The following is a 20,904-nucleotide window of genomic DNA, read 5'->3' on the forward strand; positions in this document are numbered from 1 at the left end:
CCTCGGCGGGCCGACTGTTCAAGCTACCGACGGGTGTCCGCCACCCACGGCAGCATCCCCGCGTCGAACCGGTCGGTCCGGAGCAGGCCGACGCCGATGCCGGCGGCGACGACGGCGGGGAGCCAGTTGCCGTAGATGGCGTTGACGCCGCCCCAGAGCAGGACGAAGCTCACCATGTCGTCGAGCGCGAACTCGCAGGCCTCCAGCCGCGCACCCAGCGCGGCCCGGTCGAACGTGGCGTCGAGGACCACTACCGCGACTGTCGCCGAGAGCACCCAGCCCGCGTAGTTCGACAGCGGGACGCCGTAGAACGCGCCGCCGCCCGCGTAGGACCAGAACCCCAGCGCGACGGCGCCGGGATCGAGCACCACGTCCATCGCCAGCACGAGCGCGATGACCGAGAGCAGGCGCGGCAGCGCGCGGTCGGCGAGGGTGCCGAGCAGGAGCAGACAGAGCAGGTAGGCGTTCGCGACGATGGGGAGGAAGAACACGGGGAGCGCCAGCGGGACGCCGCCGAGCATCGGCCCGAGCGAGACCCCGTACTCGAAGAAGCCGTAGGGCCAGCCCGTAGTGACGCCGCCGATCTCGATGGCGTAGGAGTACGCCGCCAGCGCGGCGACGCCCAGCGCCGCCCGGCGGTCGACCACGGGGAGGACGCCGACGACGAGCGGCGAGCGCATCACCAGCACGCCGGTCAGCACGAGCAGCGGGTTGAACGCCAGCGGCTCGGGGAGCCAGCCCTCCGCGCTGGCGACCAGCGAGAGCGCGCCGACCGCGGGGAACACGACCGCGATGGTGAAGCGGTTCTCGCGGATGAGTCGCTCCAGGGCCGCTTCCCACGACCGGCGATCCGCGGGGTCGTCGGGCAGCCACGCGGCGACGCTCACGCGGGCACCCCCACGAGGCGGAGCAGGCCGCCGACGGTCATCACCATCCCCACGACGCCGTTGACGACCGGGAACCACCAGTACGCGCGATCCACGTCGACGCCGGCGCCGACGGTCGCGAGCAGGAGCAGGGGGTAGACCGCGAGCAGCGCGCCGAGCCGGGGGTCGAGCAGGCCGAAGGCGACCGCGGCGAGCGTCCAGCAGCCCCCGCAGTAGAGGTAGGTCCGCGTCTCGCCCAGCAGGGTCGCCGTGGTCTCGATTCCGGCCGCGCGGTCGGGCTCGATGTCCGGGATCGCGGAGTAGGTGTGCATCCCCATCGTCCAGAGCCAGCCGCCCACGAGCGCTTCCGCGGGCGGGTGCGTCCCCGCGATCGCGGCGTAGGCGGCCGCGCCCGGGAGGAGGTAGAGCCCGTTCGAGAGCGAGTCCAGCAGCGGGCGGGCCTTGAACCGCAGCGGCGGCGCGCTGTAGGCGGTCGCGAGCGCGAGGAAGCCGGCGAGGTAGGGCCACGCGACCCGCGGCGTGAGCGGGAACAGCGCCAGCCCGAGCAGCCCCGCGGCGGCGACGACGGCCGTGACCGCCGGCGAGTCGCGCCAGCGCGCCTCCGGGCTTCCCTCGCCCGATTTCTTCGGGTTCTCGGCGTCGATCTCGCGGTCGAACCGGTCGTTGACCCCGTAGAGGTAGACGTTCGCCGGGAGCAGGAAGTAGAGGAAGAGGACGGCTGAGAGGGGGGCGAGCAGGGCGCCGACCGAGTCGGCGGCGTAGGCGACGCCGACGAGGACGGGCCCGGCGGTGTAGAGCCAGAACCGCGGGCGCGAGAGCGTCAGCAGGTAGCGCAGCATCAGGCTTCGCGGTCGGCGACCGACTCGGCGGTCAGTTGGCCGCTGATCAGGCACATCGGGACGCCGATCCCGGGGGTGGTGTAGGAGCCGGTGAAGTACAGCCCCGGCACCTCGCTGGAGGCGTGGGAGGGCCGGAGCAGCGCGGTCTGTTTCAGGGTGTGTGCGAGGCCGAGTGCCGAGCCCTGCACGCTGTTGTACCGCGCGCCGAACTCCGAGACCGAGAACGTCTCCTCGACGACGATGCGGTCCCGCAGGTCGGTGCCGGTGTTGTCGGCGATGTCGTCGAGCACGGTCTCTCTGTACGCCTCGCGGGTCTCCTCGTCGTCGTCGAGGCCGGGGGCGATCGGGACGAGCGCGAAGAGGTTCGAGTGGCCCTCGGGGGCGACGGAGTCGTCGGTCTTCGAGGGGGCACAGAGGTAGTACGCCGGGTCGTCGGGCCAGGCCGGCTCGTCGAAGATCGTCTCGAAGTGCTGGTCCCACTCGGTCGGCAGGACGAGCGTGTGGTGGGCCAGTTCCGGCAGGTCGCCCTCGACGCCCATGTAGAGGAGGAACGCCGAGGGGGCGTAGGTGCGCGAGTCCCAGTACTCCTCGCCGTACTGCCGTTTGCGCTCGGGGAGGAGCTCCTGCTCGGTGTGGGCGTAGTCGGCGTCGCTGACGACGAGATCGGCGAGTTCGTAGCCGCCCGAACCGACGCGCCAGTCCTCGTGGCGATCGCTCGGGGCGAAGTCGGCGGGGTCGGCGGCGTCGTAGTCGACCTTGAAGCCGCCGCGCTGGCCGTGGATCTGCTGGACGTCGGCGCCGGCACGGTACTCCACGCCGAGTTCCTCCCCGAGGTCGACGAGGCCGTCGATGACGGCCGCGAGGCCGCCCTCGGGGTAGTAGACGCCCAACTCGAAGTCGACGTGGCTCATGAGGTTGTACAGCGCCGGCGTGTTGTGGGGCGACCCCCCGAGGAAGACGAGGGTGTACTGCATCACCTGCTGGAGCTTCGGGTGGTCGAAGTACTCCTCGACGTGGTCCTGCATCGACCCGAGGAGGGCGAGCCCGCGGGCCTGCTTCCCCACGTCGGGGTCGAGGTAGTCCCTGAGTCGGGGCCGGTCCTCGTAGACGAAGTGCTCCATCCCGACCTCGTAGGTGTACTCGGACTCGTCGAGGTAGTCCCGGAGCGCGTCGCCGGCACCCTCCTCGTACGCCTCGAAGCGCTCGACGTTCGTCTCGATGTCGGGCGCGAGATCCATCGAGTCGCCGTCCTTCCACTGGATCCGGTAGTGGGGGTCGAGCCGGTTCAGTTCGTAGTAGTCGCGCACGTCGCGGTCGAAGTGGCCGAAGAACCGCTCGAACACGTCGGGCATCAGGTACCACGACGGGCCCATGTCGAACCGGAACCCGTCGCGCTCCATCACGCTCGCGCGGCCGCCCAACTGCTCGTTGCGTTCGAGCAGGGTCACGTCGGCGCCCGCGTCGGCGAGGTAGCAGGCCGTCGAGAGCCCGCCGACGCCGCCGCCGATGACGACGATATCGCGGCCGGCGAGGGAAGCGAGGTCCGGGGAAACGTCCATGCGCTGAACAGGGGGGCGTGGGGCTTAAAACGGGCGACGCTGGCAGAGCGTCAGGGGGTCGCGACCGACTCGTCGGCGGTGGCCGTTCCCCACGCCAGCAGCGCCATCGAGATCGTCAGCAACAGGCCCCAGAGGTACGCCGTGAGCAGCGCCGGCGGGAAGACGGCCTCCATCAGCACCGTCGCGGGCAGCAGCCACTGGCCGGCGATGAACCCCCAGACGGCGACCTGTCGGCGGGTTCCGGAGAGCGCCGTCCGCTCGATGGCGAACCCGGTCACGACGGCGAGGATCGACAGGATCCCGAAGTGGGCGTGGCCGCCGACAGAGACCGCCGGGAGTCCCGGCCCCATCGGCGAGATCATGTACGACTGGATGATCCCCCAGATCATCTGGATCGTCAATGCGACGTAGCCGGACACGCGAAGGGTGCGTGACATGTACGCTCCAGGGTACGTCACCGTTCACTTAATCGTTCTGGTAGGTCGTGCTTCACCCGCCGCAACGGACACCGCTAAGTCGCCGTCGGCCCACCTGTCCGTATGGAGAACACCACAGTCGTCGTCACCGGCGCCGGCGGGGCGATCGGCGGCGCGCTGGTCGAGGCGTTCGCCGCCGACGGGGCGACAGTGCTCGCGGGCGTCCACCACGACGAGGGGCGCTTCGACGAGTCCGACGGCGTCGAGACCATGCGCGTCGACGCTCGCGACGAGTTCGACGTGGAGTTCCTGATGGAGCGCGCGGCGAAAGTCGGGGACGAAATCGACCTCGTGGTCCCCTGTGCGGCGGTGTTCCACGGCGCTCCCGGCGAGCAGCAGTTGGCCGAGGAGAGCTACGCCGCCTTCGACGACCAGTTCCGGACCAACGCCCGCGGCGTCTTCGTCGCGATCAAGGAGGCACTCCCCCACCTCGCCGCCGACGCGCGGGTGCTCGTCCCCTCGGGGTCGGTCGCTGCGGACGCCGAGCCGGGCTACGGCGGCTACGCGGTCTCGAAGGCCGCGGCGGAGGCGGTCGCCCGGCAGTTCGCCGTCGAGATCGACCACCCCGTCGGCGTCGTCGACCCCGGCGTCGTCGACAGCGACCTCACGGGCGGACGGGGCCGCGACCCCGAGGACGTGGTCGGGCTGTTCCGCTGGGCGGCGACGGAAACGCCGGCGGACGACCTGGACGGGGAGCGCCTCGGCCTCGCCGAGTGGAAGCGGGCGACGCGGTAGCGACCCGGGGAGCCGTACGTTCTTCACCCCCCACCGCCTTGGATCGGCCATGCAACTGGAGGCCATCCGGACGGCGGAGGGCGAGACCGTGTACGTCGACTCCACCGACGGCGAGAAGGGGTCGAAGGGGATCTTCTTCGTCGCCTACGTCTCCGAGGCGGGCGAGGAGCGCTGGGGCTACTTCTGTGGGAACTGCGAGACGACCGACAACGCGGTGGACCCGATGGGCCGGATCGAGTGCAACGTCTGCGGGAACGCGAAGAAGCCGGACGAGTGGGACGCGGCGCACGAGTGAACCGCGGCGCACGACCAGCCGACGACCTCGTGTCGTCGGCACGGAGACTTCGCCGCGGTTCGCACGAATAATCTCGGCGAACGACCGCGGTGACCTCCGTGTCACGGGTTCGGAGACTCTGCCGAGAGTTTCACGAGTAACCGACGGCGTACGGCTTGCCCCGCGCGCCGCCGCGCTCAGAACGTCGCCTCGATCCCCGTCGCCAGCGCGTCGACGGCCTCATCGATATCGGCGCGGTCGATACACAGCGGCGGCGAGCAGAGCACCTGCGTGTCCGGCCGGCCGGAGCCGAACAGCACGCCGTGGTCTGTCGCGACCTCGCGCACGTCCTCGACGGGGTTGTCGGCGTCGCGCTCGACCCGCGGATCGACGAACGGCTCGCCGGTTTCCGGGTCGCCGAACTCGACCGACCAGAGGAGGCCGCGGCCGTGCACGTCGGCCACCGCCCCGTAGCGCGCTTCGAGCTCGCGGAGCCGTTGCTCCAGGTACGGCGCCAGCTCCCGACAGTTCTCGATCAGGCCGTCGGCGTAGGCGTCCATCGCGGCGTTGCCCGCGGCGCAGGCCACGGGGTGGCCGGCGAACGTCTGCCCCAGCGGGTGGCCGTCCGCGCGGATCTCGGCGGCGATCTCCTCGTCGGCGAGCACCCCCGCAAGCGGCGCGTACGCGCTCGTGACGCCCTTCGCGAAGGTGATCATGTCCGGCTCGACGCCCTCGGTCCCGATCCCGAACCAGTCGCCACACCGGCCGAACCCCGAGATCACCTCGTCGGCGATCAGGAGCACGTCGTACTCGTCGCAGATCTCCCGCACTCGCTCGAAGTAGCCCGGCGGCGCCGGGTAGGCGCCGGAGGTGCCGGCGACGGGTTCGGTGAGCACGGCCGCGACGGAGTCGGGCCCCTCGTTTTTGATCACGAACTCCAGGTGGTCGGCGGCCTGCTGACCGATCTCATCGGGCGTGTCGCCGTCGAAGGGGGAGTTGTGGACCATCGGCGGCAGGAACTTCCCGACGCCGGTGGTGGCGGCGTGGCGCTCGACCACCGATCGGGTCTCTGGATCACCCGAGAGCCCGCCGGCGGCGTACGTCGAGCCGTGGTAGGAGCGCCAGCGCGTCAACACCGTCGACGCGTCCTGGTACTCGCGGGCGATCTGGATCGCCGACTCGTTGGCCTCGCTGCCGGAGATGGAGAAGAACACGTCGTTCAGGCTGCCCGGCGCGCGGTCGGCCAGCCGCGCCGCGAGCTCGTCGCGGGCCGGGGTGGTTTTCGAGGAGGAGACGTAGGGGATCTCGCGGGCCTGCTGGGTCATCGCGTCGACGATCGGCGCACAGGAGTGACCGGCGTTGACGCAGTAGAGCTGTGCCATGAAGTCCAGGTACTCGTCCCCGGCGTCGTCGGTGACGCGTGCCCCCTCGCCCGACGTGAGCGAGAGCACGTCGGCGTCGTCGTCGCCTGCGTACCAGTGCGGGATGTTCCGTGACCGGTCCGTCCGTGCCATACCGCCACAAGGGAGAACCCGTGGTTAACTCTGTCTCTCGGGCCACTCCGACCTCCCGTCAGTCGAGAACGAAGCGTTTCTCCGTCCCGTTCGGCTTCCATCGACGTGCTCAACCTCGGGACCGTGCTCGCGTTCGGTGCGCTGGTGTTGTTCGGCGGCTGGGCGGTGGCTGCGGGCGTCGCGACCCGGTCGCTGTCGGCCGTGAACGCCGTCTTCCTCTCGTACGTGGCGAGCCTGACGCTCGTCGGCGGCTACGTGCTCTCGGTACGCCGGCCGATCAGCGGCACCGGGACGGACGTGGCGTTCGCGTTGCTGTCGGGGGCCTTTCTCGCGATCGGGAGCATCAGCTTCTACGCCGCGCTCGAGCGGGGGAGCGTCGCGATCGTGTCGGCGATCGCCGCACTGTACTTCGTCGTCCCCGTGGTCGTCGGCGTCCTCTACTTCGAGGCCGACCTCAGCACGGCGAACGTCGCCGGCATCGGGCTGGCGATCGTGGCCGTCGTCCTCATCGCGTCCTGACGCGGGCTCGGTGCAGTCGGTCGACCCGGCCGTCGATGCCGACTACGGGTGGGCGTAGTACGCCACCGACTCCCCGTCGGCGACCTGCTCGTCGACCCGCACGAAGCCGACGCGCTCGAACTGCAGCATCTCGTCGGCGCCGTAGTCGGCGTAGCCCGGCTCCGCGTGGCCGGTCTCGTCGCCGTTCATCGTCCGCAGGCGCACGGGAACGCTCTCGGCGGCCGGCACCCAGTGGATCACGTCCACGTCGCCGCTTTTCACGACCGCGAGGTCGTCGTCGGTGTACTCGAGGCCGTCGGCGGTGCGCTTCACGGGGCCGAACCCCTTGAGCCAGACCTTCCCGCCCTCCGCGGGCAGGTCCTGCTCCTCGACGAGCACGGCGTCGCCGACCGGGATGTCGCGGTCGCCGCGGTCCTCGTGGTCGGGGTGCAGCGGCGGGTTTGCCACGTCGGGGCCGCCAGCGACCGGGAGTTCGACGCCGTCGCGGACGAAGAACCGTCGGTCGGCGTCGTCGTCGACGATCTCGCGGTTGTTCGCGTACACCGCCGACATCGCCAGGTCCACGTCGGAGGTCGAGAGCCCGAGTTCGAGCATCGCGTCGACGAGCGCTTGGCCCCGAATCCCGCGGCGGCGCACGGAGGCGATCGTCGGCGCGCGGGGGTCGTCCCAGCCCGAGAGCTCGCCGTTCTCGATCTTCCCGATGATGGTCGACGTGCTCATCTTCACGTCGTAGGCGTCGATCTGGACGTGGCCCCAGTGCAGGACTTCGGGGTACTCCCAGCCGAAGTAGTCGTAGACGAACCGCTGGCGCTTCGCGGAGTCCTGCAGGTCGATCCCGCGGATGATGTGCGTGACGCCGGTGAGGTGGTCGTCGATGCCGGACTGGAAGTCGAGCATCGGCCAGCAGCGGTACTGTTCGGCCTCCTCGCGCGGGTGTGGCGTGTCGACCATCCGGAACGCGACCCAGTCACGCAGCGCGGGGTTCTTGTGCTCGATGTCGGTCTTGACTCGGAGGACCATCTCGCCGGAACTGTACTCGCCGGCGACCATGTCGTCGAACTCCCCGTGGACCGTCTCGACGTCCTTGTCCCGGTGCGGGCAGGCCTCGGCTTCGTTCTTGAGGTTCGAGAACGTCTCGCCCGAGCAGGAGCAGGTGTAGGCGCCGCCCTCGTCGATGAGGTTCCGGGCGTGCTCGTAGTACGTCTCGACGCGGTCGGAGGCTTTCAGCACCTCGTCGGGCGTGAACCCGAGGTAGTCGATGTCGTCGAGGATGGCGTCGTAGGCGTCGAGGTCCGGCCGCTTGGTCTCGGGGTCGGTGTCGTCGAACCGCACGATGAAGTGGCCGTCGTACACCTCCTCGGTGTAGGTGCCCATCACCGCCGGCATCCGGGCGTGGCCCAGGTGCCACGGGCCGTTGGGGTTCGGCGCCGCGCGCATCCGGATCTCGTCGTACTCCTCGGCGTTCGGGAGGTCCGGGAGGAGCTGGTCGTCCTCCTCCTCCTCGGCCATCAGTTCCTCGTAGAGGTCGGCGTCGAGTTCCTGCAGGCGTGCCTCCTGCTCCTCGGCGTCCATCCCGTTGACTCGCGAGACGACCGGGGCGACGACGCCCGCGATCTCGTCGCCGTGCTGGCGGAAGTCGGGGTTCTCGCCCATGAGCGGCCCCATTATCGGGCCGACCTCGGCGTCGCTGCCGTGTTCGAGCGCGTTGAACAGGGCGTGCTTCTCGGCCTCCCGTTCGACCCGCTCGCGGAGATCCTCGTCCATTACCGGATCGTACTGCCCGGCGTCGCAAAAAGGGGTGTGAAACGCGGGAGCGGGGATTTCTCTCTACTCCCGGTGATGCGCGTCCCACTTCCCGAGGGAGCGCCGATAGAGGCCCATCCCGACACCCCCCAACACCACCCCACCTGCACCGAGCGCCGCCAACAGTCCGGCCGACACCGGCGCGAACGCGAACGCGACCACCAGAATCGGCACCAGCGGCACCGCAATCGCGGCGCCGAAGGCGGCGTACAGCCCGGTGTCGAACAGGAACTCGTTGGGCGACATGCCGGCGAGGTAGATCGTCAGCCCGAACACGTAGCAGGCGACGCCGACGAGCACGACGGCGCCGACGACGGCCTCGCCCGGCGGCGTCCCACGCCAGAGGACGCCGACGGCGTAGAACGCTAGCCCCACCGCGGGCCCGAGCAGCAGGAACGCCCGGAGCTTCCCGTGGAACACGGACGCGGCGTCGAGGGGCTGGGCGAGGTAGCTCCCCACGTCGTCGTTCGTGGTGAGCCAGTTGTACGTCGTGAACCCAGTCAGCCCCAGCACCGCGCCGAAGGAGATCCCGACCGAGGGCGCGACGCCGGTGATGTCCGCCGCGAGGTCGACGAGCCCCGCGGTGACGCCGAGCAGCACCGCGGCGGAGAACAGCACCTTCCCGAAGCCGCCGGAACTGCGGTGGACGTCGAGCAGGGTCTTCGTGGCCACGGGGTCGTCGACGCGGGCGAGCCAGCGGCGGAAGTCCGGGCCGACGGAGCGGTCCGCGGACTGGACCTGTGGGTCGAACGTCGCCGCGCCGACAGCGTAGGAGCCGAGGATCAGCACGGCGGCGGCGCCGGCGCTCGTGACCCCGGGGTTCAGGTAGAGGCCGTAGGGCGTGTAGGCGAGCACCGGCACGCCGGCGTACCACGCGGCACCGACGCCGCCAGCGAGGGCGACCACCAGCAGGCGGCTAGGGGCGCCCGTCGCCGAGAGTCCCACGCCGGCGATGGTGAGGCCGATGCCGAGTACGAACGTCGCGGTCAGCGTGGCCCAGAGCAGCGGGATCGCCGCGAGGCCGATCCCGGCGCCGGAAAGCGCCGCGGGCGCGACGCCGACCGCCATCGGGAGCAGGAACAGCGCGGCGTAGTAGCACACGTCCTTGAGGACGAAGATCCCCAGCAGACGGCCCTGCGAGAGCGGCAGCGTTCGAGCGGAGAAGACGATCAGCGTCGTCTCGCCCAGCACGTTCGCCACCGCGTCGCGGCCGACGAAGCCGATCGAGCCGGTGTGGAGGCCGAAGACGAACGCCAGGGCGTGGAGGCCGGCGACGACGGCACCGGGATCGGTGCCCGAAAAGTCCAGTAGCCAGACCGTGCCGGCGACCAGCGCGACGATCAGCAGCGGGAACGCGCCGAAGCGGCCGCCGCCGAGCAGTTCGCTGTGGAGGCGCCACTCCTCGCGCAGCATCTCGCGGAACACCACCTCGTCGCGCTCCCACTGTGTGGGGGTGTCAGCGGCGTCGCCGGCGGGCGGCTCCGTCTCACTCATCGCGCTCCCACTCCTCCCCGGCGTCGACGTTCTCGACGAAGGCGTCGAGCAGCGTCTCGTCGGCGCCCAGTTCCGCGGGCTCGACCTCCGCGACCAGTTCGCCGGCGTTGACGATCCCCACCCGCGAGCAGAGTTCGGCGGCGACCTCGACGTTGTGGGTGGAGACGACGACGGTGTTGCCTGCCTCGCGGTAGCGCCGCAGGAATCGCTTGACGCGCTCCTGGACGATCGGATCGAGGTTGGCGAGCGGTTCGTCGATGAACACCACCTCGGGCTCGTGGAGGAACGCGCCGGCGATCATCGTCTTCTGCTGCTGGCCCCGCGAGAGATCCGTCGAGAGCGTGTCGAGCTTCTCGGTGAAGGAGAGGCGGTCGGCCCACGTCTCGGTTCGCGCGTCCACCGCGTCGTCGGCCATCCCCCGGACGGCGCCGACGAACTGGAAGTACTCCCGCGGCGTCGAGAAGCTGGGCGGCGACTCCTTCTCGGGGAGGATCCCGACGCGCTCGCGGACGCCCAGGGGGTCGATCTCGGGGTCGACGCCGAGTACTGTTGCCGACCCCGAGTCGGCGACGATCTGGCCGGTCAACACCTCCATGGCGGTCGTCTTGCCGGCGCCGTTGGGGCCGAGCAGCCCGTACAGTTCGCCCGAGTCGATCGAGAGCGAGAGCCCCGCGAGCGCAGCCACGTCGCCGTAGGACTTGCGCAGGTCGTCGGTCCGGATCGCGGTCATGAACGCCCAGTCAGCCGGCGAACCCATAGTTCGTGCGCCGTCGGTATCGATGCTGAAAATCGGCGGCGGGCCGCCACCCCAACCGTTACCCGGATCCTGACCGATCGTTCAGCCATGAGCTGTGACCGTTCGTCGATGCCCGCACAGCGCGGCCGGACCGTCGTCGTCACCGGCGCGAACAGCGGGCTCGGCTACGAGGCAACCGCGGCGTTCGCGGGCCACGGCGCCGACGTGGTGCTGGCCTGTCGAAGCCTCGACCGGGGCCGGGCGGCGGCCGAGGAGATCCGGGCGACCCTCGCCGACGGCCCCGCCTGGGCGTCGGCGCCCGACGCGGGCTCGCTGACCGTGATGGAACTCGACCTCGCGGATCTGGATTCGGTCGCGAGCTTCGCCGAGACCTTCGCGGCGAACTTCGACGACCTGCACGTCCTCTGCAACAACGCCGGCGTGATGGCGGTCCCCCGCGGCGAGACCGCCGACGGGTTCGAGCGCCAGTTCGGCATCAACCACTTGGGCCACTTCGCGCTCACGGGCCACCTGCTCGACGACCTCCGGGCGACCGACGGCGAGACCCGCGTGGTTACCCAGAGCAGCGGCGTCCACGAGCAAGGAACGATCGACTTCGCCGACCTCCAGCACGAGGCGGCCTACGACAAGTGGGGCGCCTACGCCCAGAGCAAGCTGGCGAACCTGCTGTTCGCCTACGAACTGGACCGCCGGCTCGACGCGGCAGGTGCGACCGTCACCAGCGTCGGCTGCCACCCCGGCTACGCCGACACGAACCTCCAGACTCGCGGGCCCGAGGAGGCGGGATCGACCCTGCGACTGCTGGCGATGAAGGCCACCAACGCCGTGTTGGGACAGTCGGCGACGCAGGGTGCGCTCCCGATGCTGTACGCTGCGGTCGAAGACGGGATCTCCGGCGGCGAGTACGTCGGCCCAGGTGGCCTACTGAACATGCGTGGCGCGCCGGCGGTTCAGGAGTCGAGCGCGGCGTCGTCCGACGAGGAGACCGCCGATCGACTGTGGGCCGTCTCGGCGGACCTCACTGGCGTCGAGTACGACCTGCCGGACGCGTAGCTCCTCGCCGTCGACTTCGAAAAACCGCGAAAACGCTGCCCGCGAACGACGTTACTGGAACGTCGGCGCCGGGGGCTCCTCCTCGGTCTCGACCTCGGCCTTCTGGAACCGCTCTTCGATCTCCCGGTACTGCTCCTTGGTCTCCTCGGTCACCGAGGGGACCACCTCGTCGAGGGCGTCCTCGAAGTGGGCCATCGTCACGCGGACGTTGCCCACGCTCTCGGCGGCCTCCTCGGGATCGACGCTGTTGATGAACTCCCGGGTGGCGTTCATCGACGCCTCGCGGGCCAGCGCCTCGAGGTCGGCGCCGACGTAGCCGTCGGTCTCGGCCGCGATCTCGTCGAGGTCGACGTCGTCGGCCAGCGGCTTGTGCTTCGTGTGCACGTCGAGGATCGCGCGGCGCGCGTCCTCGTCGGGCACGGGCACGTGGACGTGGCGGTCCAGCCGGCCGGGTCGGATCAGCGCGCTGTCGATCAGGTCCGGGCGGTTCGTGGTGGCGACGACGACCACGTCCTCCAGCTCCTCGAGCCCGTCGAGCTCGGTGAGGAGCTGGGAGACGACGCGCTCGCCCACGCCGGAGTCGCCGGAGTTCTTGCCGCGCTCGGTCGCGATGGCGTCGATCTCGTCGAAGAACACCACCGTCGGCGCGTTCTCGCGGGCCTTGCTGAAGATCTCGCGGACGCCCTTCTCGGACTCGCCCACGTACTTGTCCAGCAGCTCCGGCCCCTTCACCGAGATGAAGTTGCTCTCGGCCTCGTTGGCGACGGCCTTCGCGAGCAGCGTCTTCCCGGTGCCCGGCGGACCGTACAGCAGCACGCCCTTCGCGCTGTCGACGTCCATCTGCTCGAACACCTCGGGGTAGTCGAGCGGCCACTGGATCGTCTCGCGCAGGCGCTCCTTCGTGCCTTCGAGGCCGCCGACGTCCTCCCAGGTCACGTCGGGGACCTCGACGAACACCTCCCGGAGCGCGCTGGGCTCGATGCCCCGCAGCGCCTCGCGGAAGTCCTTCTCCGTCACGTCGAGGCGTTCGAGCGTCTCGGCGTCGATCTCGTCCTCCTCGAGGTCGAGTTCGGGGCGGAAGCGCCGGAGCGCGATCATCGCCGACTCCTTGGCCAGCGACTCGAGATCCGCGCCGACGAACCCGTGGGTGTTCTCCGCGAGCTCCTCGATGTCCACGTCGTCGGTCAGCGGCATGTTGCGCGTGTGGACCTGCAGGATCTCCTTGCGGCCGTTCGTGTCCGGGACGCCGACCTCGATCTCGCGGTCGAAGCGGCCGCCACGGCGCAGCGCGGAGTCGATGGCGTCGACGCGGTTGGTGGCGCCGATGACCACGACCTCGCCGCGCTCCTCCAGCCCGTCCATCAGGCTGAGCAGCTGGGCCACGACGCGGCGCTCCACGTCGCCGCCCGCCTCGTCACGCGCGGGGGCGATGGAGTCGAGTTCGTCCATGAAGATGATCGCCGGGCTCTCCTCCTGGGCCTCCTCGAACACCTCGCGGAGCTGCTCCTCGGACTCGCCGTAGTACTTCGACATGATCTCGGGGCCCGAGATGGTGTGGAACGAGGCGTCGATCTCGTTGGCCACGGCCTTGGCGATCAGCGTCTTCCCGGTGCCGGGCGGGCCGTGCAGCAGGACGCCCTTGGGCGGTTCGATGCCCAGGCGGCCGAACAGCTCGGGGTGGCGCATCGGGAGCTCGATCATCTCCCGGACCTGTTCGAGCTCGTCGTCGAGGCCGCCGATGTCCTCGTAGGTCACGTCGGGGCCCTCGGCGGAGCCGGGGCTGCCGGCTCCGGCCGCGGCGCTGCGGTCCTCGCGGATCTGCTCGGCGGGCTGTTGGCTGATCTCGACGTCGGTCGAGTCGGTGATCACGACCGTCCCGCTGGGCTCGGTCTCGGCGATCTTCAGGGGCACCGCCTGCCCCTGGCCGCCCATCAGGCCGAACCCGAGGGGGAGCTGGACGTCCTGCCCGGTGGTGACGGGCTGTCCCGAGAGCTCCTTGCGCACGAGGCTGCCGATGTCGCCGCGGATCCCCATGTTCTGGGGGAGGGCGACGGTGACGCTCTCGGCGGGGTTCACGTCCGCGGGTTCGACCTCGACGCGGTCGTCGATGCCGACGCTCGCTTCCTGTCGGAGCCGGCCGTCGATCCGCACGACGCCGGTGCCGTCGTCCTCGGGGTAGCCGGGCCAGACGCGGGCGATCGCGGCGCCCTGGTTGCCCTCGATGCGGATGAAGTCCCCGCCGGAGAGGTCCATCTCGTCGGCGGCGACGCGGTCGACCGCGGCGAGGCGGCGCCCGGCGTCCTTCTGCTTCAGCGGCTTGACGGTGAGCTTCATGCCTCCACCTCCACGGTCAGCACGCCGTTGTTCACGGTGCTCTCCCGGGCCTCGCCCGGAAGTTCGAACTCGGTCTCCGTGGACGTGCCGTCGGCCCCTTCGACGACGACGATGGCGGTCTCGCCGACGGTGTCGACGGCGACCTCCCCCTCCGCGTCGGCGAGATCGAACGCGACCACGAGGCTGTCGTCGTACTCGTAGACGCGACCGAACTGCTCGTCACTGATACTGCGTTGGTGAGTGGTCATTAGCTAACTCCAAGTAATCGGCGAGAGTATTTAGACCTGTCGGCAGCAAACCGCCCGACTGAAGCGTCCCTCGTGATTACGGATGGGGTAGCGGTTCAGGCCGTTATTGCGTCGCTCCCGGCCCCACGTTTCCTGATCGGGCGTCGACTGTCCGTCCGCGTGCCGGGTCCCCATGTCCCGCGGCTTTATGCTGGGCGCGGGAGACGACTAGGTATGAAGCGGGTTTCGCACCACGGTCGGGGAACCGCGTACCGCCGCTCGGCGCGGACCGAGGCGGGGCCGGGGCTGCTCTGTATCCACGGCAGCGGCGGGGCGGCGGGGGTCTGGAAGTCCCAGTCGCGGCTGGCCGATCGGACGCCGGTGACGGCGATGGACCTGAGCGACCACGGCGAGAGCGGGTCACTGGCGGCACAGGCCGGCTACGAGGCGCTCTCGGGCTACGCCGACGACGCGGTCGCCGTCGCCGAGGAGACGGGCGCCCGCGTGCTCTGTGGCAACTCACTCGGCGCCGCCGTCGCGCTGACCGTCGCGCTGGACCGGGATCTGGCGATCGACGGCCTCGTGCTCACGGGCGCCGGCGCCCGGCTGCCCGTACTGGACGACCTGCTGGTCTGGCTCGATTCGGACTTCGACCGCGCGATCGAGTTCCTCCACGGGCCGGATCGGCTGTTCCACGACCCGAACGAAGAGTTGGTGGGGATCAGTGAGGCCGCGATGCGTGACACGGGCCGGGAGACCACGGCGCGGGACTTCCGGACCTGCCACGAGTTCGACGTTCGGGAGCGATTGGACGAGATCGACGTCCCGATGCTCGCGGTGGTGGGCGAGCACGACAAGCTCACGCCGCCACACTACCACGAGGCGCTGGCGGGGTCGATCCCCGATAGCGAGGTGGTGACCGTCGACGACGCCGCCCACCTAGCGATGCTGGAACAGCCCGGGGCGTTCAACGACGCCGTGGAGTCGTTCCTCGACCGGTTCTGATGCCCGAACACGTCGCCACCACCGACCCCGACGGCGTCGACTTCGGCTGGGTGATGCAGGTGACGTTCGTGCTCACGATCGTCGTCGGCGCGCCGCTGGTGGCGCTGCTGTCGACGCAGGTGACGCTGCCGAGCTGGCCCGCCCGCGCGTCGTTCGCGATCCGGGTCGGCGCGCCAGTGTGGGTGCTGACGGGGCTCTGTGTCTATCTCTACGCGCGCTGGCGGGACCAGGACGACGAGTAGCTACTCGACCCACCGGAACCGCACGCCGGCCCGCTCGGCGGTCACCCGGTCGCGCTCGGAGTCGCCGACGAACACCGCGTTCTCGCCCTCGACACCCATCGCCGAGAGCGCCGAGCGCAGCGGTTCGGGGTCGGGCTTGTAGCTCCCGACCGTGTCCCGACCGACGACCGCGTCGGCCTCGAGGCCGTGCCGGTCGAGCGCGATCCGGCAGGCCGCCTCGCTGTTGAGCGAGCAGACGCCGATCGGGCCGTCGTGGGCGCGGAGTTCGTCGGCCAGCGCCAGCTCGGGCGCCTCGCGGGCGGCCTCGCGCTCGTGGTCGCCGACGACGGCCTCGAAGCGGTCGCGATGGTCGGCCCGTTCCGCGAGTTCGAGCAGCTCCCAGAGGTCCCGCCCGCCCGGATCGAGGCCGACGCTGCGGAGGTCGGCGGCGAGGTCGTCGCGTGCGGCGCCCCAGTCGACCGGGAGGGAGACGAGCGTGCCGTCGAGGTCGTAGACGACGGGCTGGTGCATGGTCGAACGACGCGGTCGACGGAGAAAAGCACCCGGTCGAACTGTCAGGCTCGCAGGCAGTTTCAAGAGGGGGTCCGCCGTATCCCCGCGTATGGCGGGGCCATCCCCCGAGACGCTGCGGCGCGTCGTCGATCGGTTCCCGACGCCGCCCGAGAGCGACCGGTTCGCCGCGGCCGACGACCTGCTCGACGGCGCCTACGGCAGGATGGCCGACGAGTGGCACCCCGAACTCCGGCGACTCGCCGGGTCGTACGCCGACGGCGACGTGCTCCGGGAACGGGTGCTCGAACACGTCGAGGCGGTCCCGTCGTACCGGCTGACCGACGGCGCGGCGCCGCTGCCCGACCGCCGGGCCGAACTCGCCGCGGCCGCCGACACGCTGGACGAGGTCGCCGCGGTCGCGGAGTGGTACGCCGACCTGCGGGCGCTTCTCGCGGACGACCCCGACGAACTCACACTATTCGAGCGCGCGCTGCACGATTTCGGCTACGTGGTGGCTCACGTGCTGTTCCTCGGCGCCTCGTCGCCTGCTTCGGTCGTCCGGCGGCTCCGGCTGGCCTACCGCTCCGTCGGCGTCCGCATCGACGACACCGCCGTCGAGGGGGACCGCGAGTGCACGACGTTCACCTGCCCGTACCGCAACGTCGGCGCCGGGCGCTGCGGGAAGCGCTGGGTCTGCCACGAGAAACTGGACCGCGTCGACGACGGCTACGTGACGTATCTCGCGGATCGGGGTATCGACTACCGGCGGCCGCGGGGCTGCTCGGGGTCCGAGCAGTGCTACTCGACGGTCGCGCGGGGGAGTCCCGAGCAGTGGTGGCCGAAGACGCCGCCGGCGGCGGTACGCGACGCGGGCGGATGAGCGACACCGCCCACCGCCGCCGGATCCGGGACGGCTACCGCCGCTGGGCGCGGCTCTACGACTGGTTCGCGCGGGCGACGAGGGGCGTCGGCGGCGTCCGGCCCGGCTGTGTCGACGCGCTCGACCTCGCGCCCGGCGACACGGTCGTCGAGTTCGGCTGCGGCCCCGGCCCGAACCTCGCGGCGCTCCGCGAGGCGGTCGGACCGACGGGTCGCGTCGTCGGCGTCGACGTGACGGGCCGAATGCTGGACCGCGCGCAGGCGCTCGTCTCGCGCCGCGGCTGGGAGAACGTCTCGCTCGTACAGGGCGACGCGACGACGCCCCCCGTCGCCGCGGCCGACGCCGTGCTCGCCACCTTCGTCACCTCGCTGTTCCCGGATCCGTACGCGGTGGTGAGCGAGTGGTGCGAGATCGCCGACAGCGTCGTCGTCGCCGGCTTCGCGCCGCGGGGGAACCGGGCGGCGAACGCGGCGCTGTGGGGGTTCACGCAGGTGAACACCGAACTGTTCGATGCCGAGGGAGCGAACGCCCTCGACCAACTGGCCGAGCGAACGGCGGCGTCGCGCCGCGCGCTCGACGGCTCGATGGACGCCGTCGAGAGCGAGACGTACCTGTTCGGGACGGTAACGGTGAGCGCCGGTCGCCGCGAGGCGTAGGCGGTTTCAGTCCAACAGGTCCCGCGCGATGATCGTCTTCTGGATCTCGCTGGTCCCCTCGTAGATGGTCGTGATCTTCGCGTCGCGGTAGAACCGCTCCACGTCGAACTCGCTCATGTAGCCGTAGCCGCCGTGGATCTGGACCGCCTCGTTGGTCACGTCCACCGCCGCCTCGCTGGCGAAGTACTTCGCCATCGACGCGATCACGCGGGAGTCCTCGCCGGCGTCGGCCTGCCGGGCGGCCTCCCGACAGAGCAGGCGGGAGGCCGCCACCTGCGTGGCCATGTCGGCGACCTTCTGTCGGATCGAGCCGATGTCGCCGATGGACTTGCCGAACTGTTCGCGCTCGCCGGCGTAGGCGATCGCCTCGTCCAGCGCCGCCTGCGCGACGCCGACGGCCTGCGAGGCGATGCCGAGTCGGCCGCCGGTGAGGATCTTGAACGCCGCGGAGAGCCCCTCGCCCTCCGGGGTGAGGCGGTACTTCTCGGGGATCTCGACGCCGTCGAACGTCATCCCCGTCGTGTCGCTGGCGCGCAGGCCGAGTTTGTGCTCCTTCTTCCCGACCTCCACGCCGTCGTAGTCCGCGGGAACGAGGAACTGGGTGATGGAGCCGCGGTCCTCGGGGTCCGTCTTCGCGAAGACGATGTACACCCCGGCGCGCTGGCCGTTGGTGATCCACTGCTTCTCCCCGGTGATGCGGTAGCCGTCCTCGGTCTCCTCGGCGCGGGTCGTCATCTCCGCGGGGTTGGAGCCGGCGCCGGGTTCGGAGAGACAGAACGCGCCGACGGGGCGCCCGTCGACCATCTCCGGCAGCCACTCCTCCTTCACCTCGTCGCTGCCGAACTCGGCGATGCAGGAGGTCGCGAGGCAGTGGACGGAGAGCGCGGTCGCCACCGCGAGGTGGCCGTACGCGACGGCCTCGTTCACGACCGAGTAGGTGGTCTTGTCGGCGTCGAAGCCGCCGCACTCCGTCGGGACGGTCAGGCCGGTCAGGTCCAACTCGGCGAGGTCGTCCCACGCGTCCTCGGGGAACGCCTCCGCGTCGTCGAGTTCCTGGGCCTCGGGCCGGAGCTCCTCGAGGGCGAACTCCTCGACGGCGTCCCGGATGGCGCGCTGCTCGTCGGTCAGCGCGGAGTCGCTCTGCAGGTGCATACGTCCCTCGTGGGCCGGGCGGCGCAAAAGCGGTCCGACTCGCCGGGCCCGGGCGGCGTCAGTCGTCGTTCCGGAGGTAGCCGACGACCTCCAGCGGCGGCACCGGGATACCGCCGCCCTGTGCGAACGTGGGGCTGCCGCCGCCGCCGCCGCCGAACTCGCCGGTCACGTCCTGGACGACCGCGTTGGCGTCGGCGTCGCCGTCGGTCGCGACGACGACGAACGTCTCGCCCGAGGTTCCCGTGACCGCGACGCCGTCGATCCCGTCGCCGACGTACGCCTCGAGTTCGCCCTGCAGGTCGTTGGGCGTGGCGCCCTCGATCGCCCCGACCAGCCAGCGCCCGCCGTCGCGGTCGACCGGGTCGAGGTCGTCGAGCCGGACGGAGAGGAGTTCGGACTTCAGGTCGGCGACCTCGTCGCGGAGGCCGTCGCGCTCGTCGGTCAGTCGATCGACGGCGTCGGGGATGTCCGGCGGCGCCACGTCGAGGTCGGTCGCCGCCTCGCGGGCGGCCGCGTGGCGGTCGGCGGCGGCGTCGATCGCGGTCGGGCCGACCGCGAACTCCACGCGGGTCGCGCCCTCGCCGGGGTTCGAGCGCTCGAGGACGCTGATCGGGCCGATCTCCTGCGTGTTCGAGACGTGGGTGCCGCCACAGGCCGCCACGTCCCAGCCCTCGACGGTGACGACGCGCACCTCGTCGGCGTCGGCCATCGCGCCCTCCTCGGTCTTCGTGTTGAACGCCACCTCCTCGCGCTCACGGGCGGTCTGGGTGTCCTCGTACGCCCACGTCACGGGCAGGGAGTCCCAGACCGCACGGTTGGCCAGTCGCTCCATCTCGACCATGCGCTCGTCGGTGATCTCGGTGTCGGCGGTGAAGTCGACGCGGACGGTCTCCTCGCCGATGTCGAAGCCGGCGTAACCCACGCCGTCCAGCACGCGCCGGCCGGCGCCGAACAGCACGTGGCTGGCGGTGTGGGCCCGCTTGCAGTAGGCGCGGAACGCGGCGTCGACGACGCAGTGGACCGTGTCGCCCTTCTCGAAGCCGGGTTCTTCGGCCAGCGTGTGCACGACGCCGTCGGCGGACTTCTGTACGTCCGTCGCCTCGATATCGTCGATCACGCCGCGGTCGGCGGGCTGGCCGCCGCCCTCCGGGTAGAAGTACGTCTCGTGGAGGAGCACCTCGCGGCCGTCGACGGCCGCGACCGTCGTGTCGAAGGATAGCGTCTCGGGGTTGTCCGGGGCGAGCGTCTCCATGCTCGCTGGAAGTGGCCCGCCCCGCAAAAATCCGCGGGCTCCGGCTATCCCCGTGATCGCTCCGGGTCGGCGACACGGTCACGGCATGGGCTCGGGGTCGTCGACCGGCGTCGGCGACGCTCACGCGCCGTGAACGGCGACACGGTTACGGCATGGGCTCAAGGCCGCCGACCGGCGTCGGCGACGATCACGCGCCGTGAACGGTTCACTCCGCGAGTTCGATCCCGAACCGGTCCTCGAGCTTGGCGATCACGCTCCCACTCACGTCGGCGCGGATGGCGCGCCCGTCCTCGACGGCGAGCAGGTCGTCCTCGTCGAACTCCAACTCCGCGGCCAGTTCGTCGGTCGTGAGCCCGGCGTCCTGCCGCGCTTCGGTGACGACGTCGCCGTAGCCCGAGACGAGGTAGGGGAGGCTGTCGTCGTCGTAGTCGGTCTCCTCGACCCACTCGGTGTCGGGCTGGCTCGAGTCCATCAGCTTCGCGGTGTTCTGAGCCGCCTTCTTCTTGCGGTTCTCGGGCTCGCCGCGGGCGCCGCGCTCCTGCTCGCGTTTCTTCTCGTCCTTGCTCCGGTTCGCGCCCATGGGCTCGCAGTCCGAACAGACCAGCAGCTCCGCTCCCGCCACGTTCGCCTTCCGCAGCGAGGCGGACTCGGTGCCACAGAGTTCGCAGGCGTCCCCGTCGTCGCCGCCGCCGGCGCCGCCGGTCGAGTACTTGGCCATGGCCCGGCTACGGGCCGCGCCGACATTAATTCGTGG

The 20,904-nt window shown here is 70.7% G+C and carries 22 protein-coding genes; 8 read left to right on the plus strand and 14 right to left on the minus strand.

What is annotated here, in order from left to right; translation table 11 throughout:
• Positions 1–23: 23 nt before the first annotated feature.
• Genes cruF through BMZ83_RS05585 form a run of 4 tightly spaced genes read right to left on the minus strand, consistent with a single transcriptional unit; the run spans position 24 to position 3,722 of the window.
• Positions 24–887 carry a bisanhydrobacterioruberin hydratase gene (gene cruF, locus BMZ83_RS05570; protein ID WP_074876513.1) on the minus strand — a complete coding sequence of 288 codons (864 nt, stop codon included), beginning with the start codon at positions 885–887 and terminating at the stop codon, positions 24–26.
• On the minus strand, positions 884–1,726 hold the full coding sequence (locus BMZ83_RS05575) for a prenyltransferase (protein ID WP_074876514.1): 843 nt from the start codon (positions 1,724–1,726) through the stop codon (positions 884–886). Before BMZ83_RS05575 ends, cruF begins: the two co-directional genes overlap by 4 nt.
• Positions 1,726–3,285, minus strand: coding sequence for a phytoene desaturase family protein (locus tag BMZ83_RS05580; RefSeq protein ID WP_074876515.1), 1,560 nt, complete (start codon positions 3,283–3,285; stop codon positions 1,726–1,728). The genes BMZ83_RS05575 and BMZ83_RS05580 overlap by 1 nt, the downstream gene beginning before the upstream one ends.
• A gap of 50 nt (positions 3,286–3,335) precedes the next feature.
• Complete coding sequence (locus BMZ83_RS05585) at positions 3,336–3,722, minus strand: hypothetical protein (RefSeq protein ID WP_074876516.1); 387 nt, start codon at positions 3,720–3,722, stop codon at positions 3,336–3,338.
• A 102-nt stretch (positions 3,723–3,824) separates the two neighbouring features.
• Between BMZ83_RS05585 and BMZ83_RS05590 the strand changes: the two genes are divergently transcribed.
• Positions 3,825–4,496, plus strand: a complete 672-nt coding sequence (locus BMZ83_RS05590) for an SDR family oxidoreductase (RefSeq protein ID WP_074876518.1) — start codon at positions 3,825–3,827, stop codon at positions 4,494–4,496.
• 49 nt (positions 4,497–4,545) lie between these two features.
• Positions 4,546–4,791, plus strand: a complete 246-nt coding sequence (locus BMZ83_RS05595) for a DUF5816 domain-containing protein (protein WP_206674321.1) — start codon at positions 4,546–4,548, stop codon at positions 4,789–4,791.
• A gap of 176 nt (positions 4,792–4,967) precedes the next feature.
• On the opposite strand, the gene BMZ83_RS05600 is transcribed toward BMZ83_RS05595, so the two are convergent.
• Entirely contained in the window at positions 4,968–6,284 is a 1,317-nt protein-coding gene (locus tag BMZ83_RS05600) for an aminotransferase family protein (protein WP_074876520.1), read from the minus strand.
• A 105-nt stretch (positions 6,285–6,389) separates the two neighbouring features.
• Between BMZ83_RS05600 and BMZ83_RS05605 the strand changes: the two genes are divergently transcribed.
• Complete coding sequence (locus BMZ83_RS05605; protein ID WP_074876522.1) at positions 6,390–6,803, plus strand: EamA family transporter; 414 nt, start codon at positions 6,390–6,392, stop codon at positions 6,801–6,803.
• Between the two features lie 42 nt (positions 6,804–6,845).
• On the opposite strand, the gene BMZ83_RS05610 is transcribed toward BMZ83_RS05605, so the two are convergent.
• The 3 genes from BMZ83_RS05610 to BMZ83_RS05620 form a co-directional block, all read right to left on the minus strand.
• The gene (locus BMZ83_RS05610) at positions 6,846–8,567 is read right to left on the minus strand and encodes a glutamate--tRNA ligase (RefSeq protein ID WP_074876524.1); all 1,722 of its coding nucleotides are present in this window, start codon (positions 8,565–8,567) and stop codon (positions 6,846–6,848) included.
• A gap of 63 nt (positions 8,568–8,630) precedes the next feature.
• A complete protein-coding gene (locus BMZ83_RS05615; RefSeq protein ID WP_074876526.1) occupies positions 8,631–10,100 on the minus strand; it encodes a hypothetical protein in 1,470 nt (489 codons plus the stop codon).
• A complete protein-coding gene (locus tag BMZ83_RS05620) occupies positions 10,093–10,830 on the minus strand; it encodes an ABC transporter ATP-binding protein (RefSeq protein WP_074876844.1) in 738 nt (245 codons plus the stop codon). The genes BMZ83_RS05615 and BMZ83_RS05620 overlap by 8 nt, the downstream gene beginning before the upstream one ends.
• A 114-nt stretch (positions 10,831–10,944) precedes the next feature.
• Between BMZ83_RS05620 and BMZ83_RS05625 the strand changes: the two genes are divergently transcribed.
• Positions 10,945–11,910: an oxidoreductase gene (locus BMZ83_RS05625; protein ID WP_074876528.1), complete on the plus strand. Its 966-nt coding sequence runs from the start codon at positions 10,945–10,947 to the stop codon at positions 11,908–11,910.
• A 51-nt stretch (positions 11,911–11,961) separates the two neighbouring features.
• Here the strand turns inward: BMZ83_RS05625 and BMZ83_RS05630 are convergent, their stop codons facing one another.
• Together BMZ83_RS05630 and BMZ83_RS05635 are read right to left on the minus strand one after the other, a co-directional pair.
• On the minus strand, positions 11,962–14,244 hold the full coding sequence (locus tag BMZ83_RS05630) for a CDC48 family AAA ATPase (protein WP_074876530.1): 2,283 nt from the start codon (positions 14,242–14,244) through the stop codon (positions 11,962–11,964).
• Entirely contained in the window at positions 14,241–14,492 is a 252-nt protein-coding gene (locus BMZ83_RS05635; protein ID WP_074876531.1) for a DUF7127 family protein, read from the minus strand. The genes BMZ83_RS05630 and BMZ83_RS05635 overlap by 4 nt, the downstream gene beginning before the upstream one ends.
• 213 nt (positions 14,493–14,705) lie before the next feature.
• Here BMZ83_RS05635 and BMZ83_RS05640 point away from each other — a divergent pair, with 213 nt between their 5' ends.
• Positions 14,706–15,476, plus strand: a complete 771-nt coding sequence (locus tag BMZ83_RS05640; RefSeq protein WP_074876533.1) for an alpha/beta fold hydrolase — start codon at positions 14,706–14,708, stop codon at positions 15,474–15,476.
• Entirely contained in the window at positions 15,476–15,718 is a 243-nt protein-coding gene (locus BMZ83_RS05645; protein WP_074876535.1) for a DUF5822 domain-containing protein, read from the plus strand. The genes BMZ83_RS05640 and BMZ83_RS05645 overlap by 1 nt, the downstream gene beginning before the upstream one ends.
• Here the strand turns inward: BMZ83_RS05645 and BMZ83_RS05650 are convergent, their stop codons facing one another.
• Complete coding sequence (locus BMZ83_RS05650) at positions 15,719–16,228, minus strand: HAD family hydrolase (protein ID WP_074876537.1); 510 nt, start codon at positions 16,226–16,228, stop codon at positions 15,719–15,721.
• A 91-nt stretch (positions 16,229–16,319) separates the two neighbouring features.
• Here BMZ83_RS05650 and BMZ83_RS05655 point away from each other — a divergent pair, with 91 nt between their 5' ends.
• Together BMZ83_RS05655 and BMZ83_RS05660 are read left to right on the plus strand one after the other, a co-directional pair.
• Positions 16,320–17,090: a hypothetical protein gene (locus tag BMZ83_RS05655; protein ID WP_074876539.1), complete on the plus strand. Its 771-nt coding sequence runs from the start codon at positions 16,320–16,322 to the stop codon at positions 17,088–17,090.
• A complete protein-coding gene (locus tag BMZ83_RS05660) occupies positions 17,087–17,746 on the plus strand; it encodes a class I SAM-dependent methyltransferase (protein WP_079990127.1) in 660 nt (219 codons plus the stop codon). The genes BMZ83_RS05655 and BMZ83_RS05660 overlap by 4 nt, the downstream gene beginning before the upstream one ends.
• Before the next feature lie 6 nt (positions 17,747–17,752).
• On the opposite strand, the gene BMZ83_RS05665 is transcribed toward BMZ83_RS05660, so the two are convergent.
• From BMZ83_RS05665 to BMZ83_RS05675, 3 genes are all read right to left on the minus strand, one after another.
• The gene (locus BMZ83_RS05665) at positions 17,753–18,898 is read right to left on the minus strand and encodes an acyl-CoA dehydrogenase family protein (protein WP_074876543.1); all 1,146 of its coding nucleotides are present in this window, start codon (positions 18,896–18,898) and stop codon (positions 17,753–17,755) included.
• A 58-nt stretch (positions 18,899–18,956) separates the two neighbouring features.
• Positions 18,957–20,150 carry an alanyl-tRNA editing protein gene (locus BMZ83_RS05670; protein WP_074876545.1) on the minus strand — a complete coding sequence of 398 codons (1,194 nt, stop codon included), beginning with the start codon at positions 20,148–20,150 and terminating at the stop codon, positions 18,957–18,959.
• Positions 20,151–20,355: 205 nt separating this feature from the next.
• Complete coding sequence (locus BMZ83_RS05675) at positions 20,356–20,868, minus strand: helix-turn-helix domain-containing protein (RefSeq protein ID WP_074876547.1); 513 nt, start codon at positions 20,866–20,868, stop codon at positions 20,356–20,358.
• Positions 20,869–20,904 lie beyond the last annotated feature (36 nt).

It is taken from the genome of Halolamina pelagica (assembly GCF_900115675.1).
Classification (GTDB): Archaea; Halobacteriota; Halobacteria; order Halobacteriales; family Haloferacaceae; genus Halolamina; species Halolamina pelagica.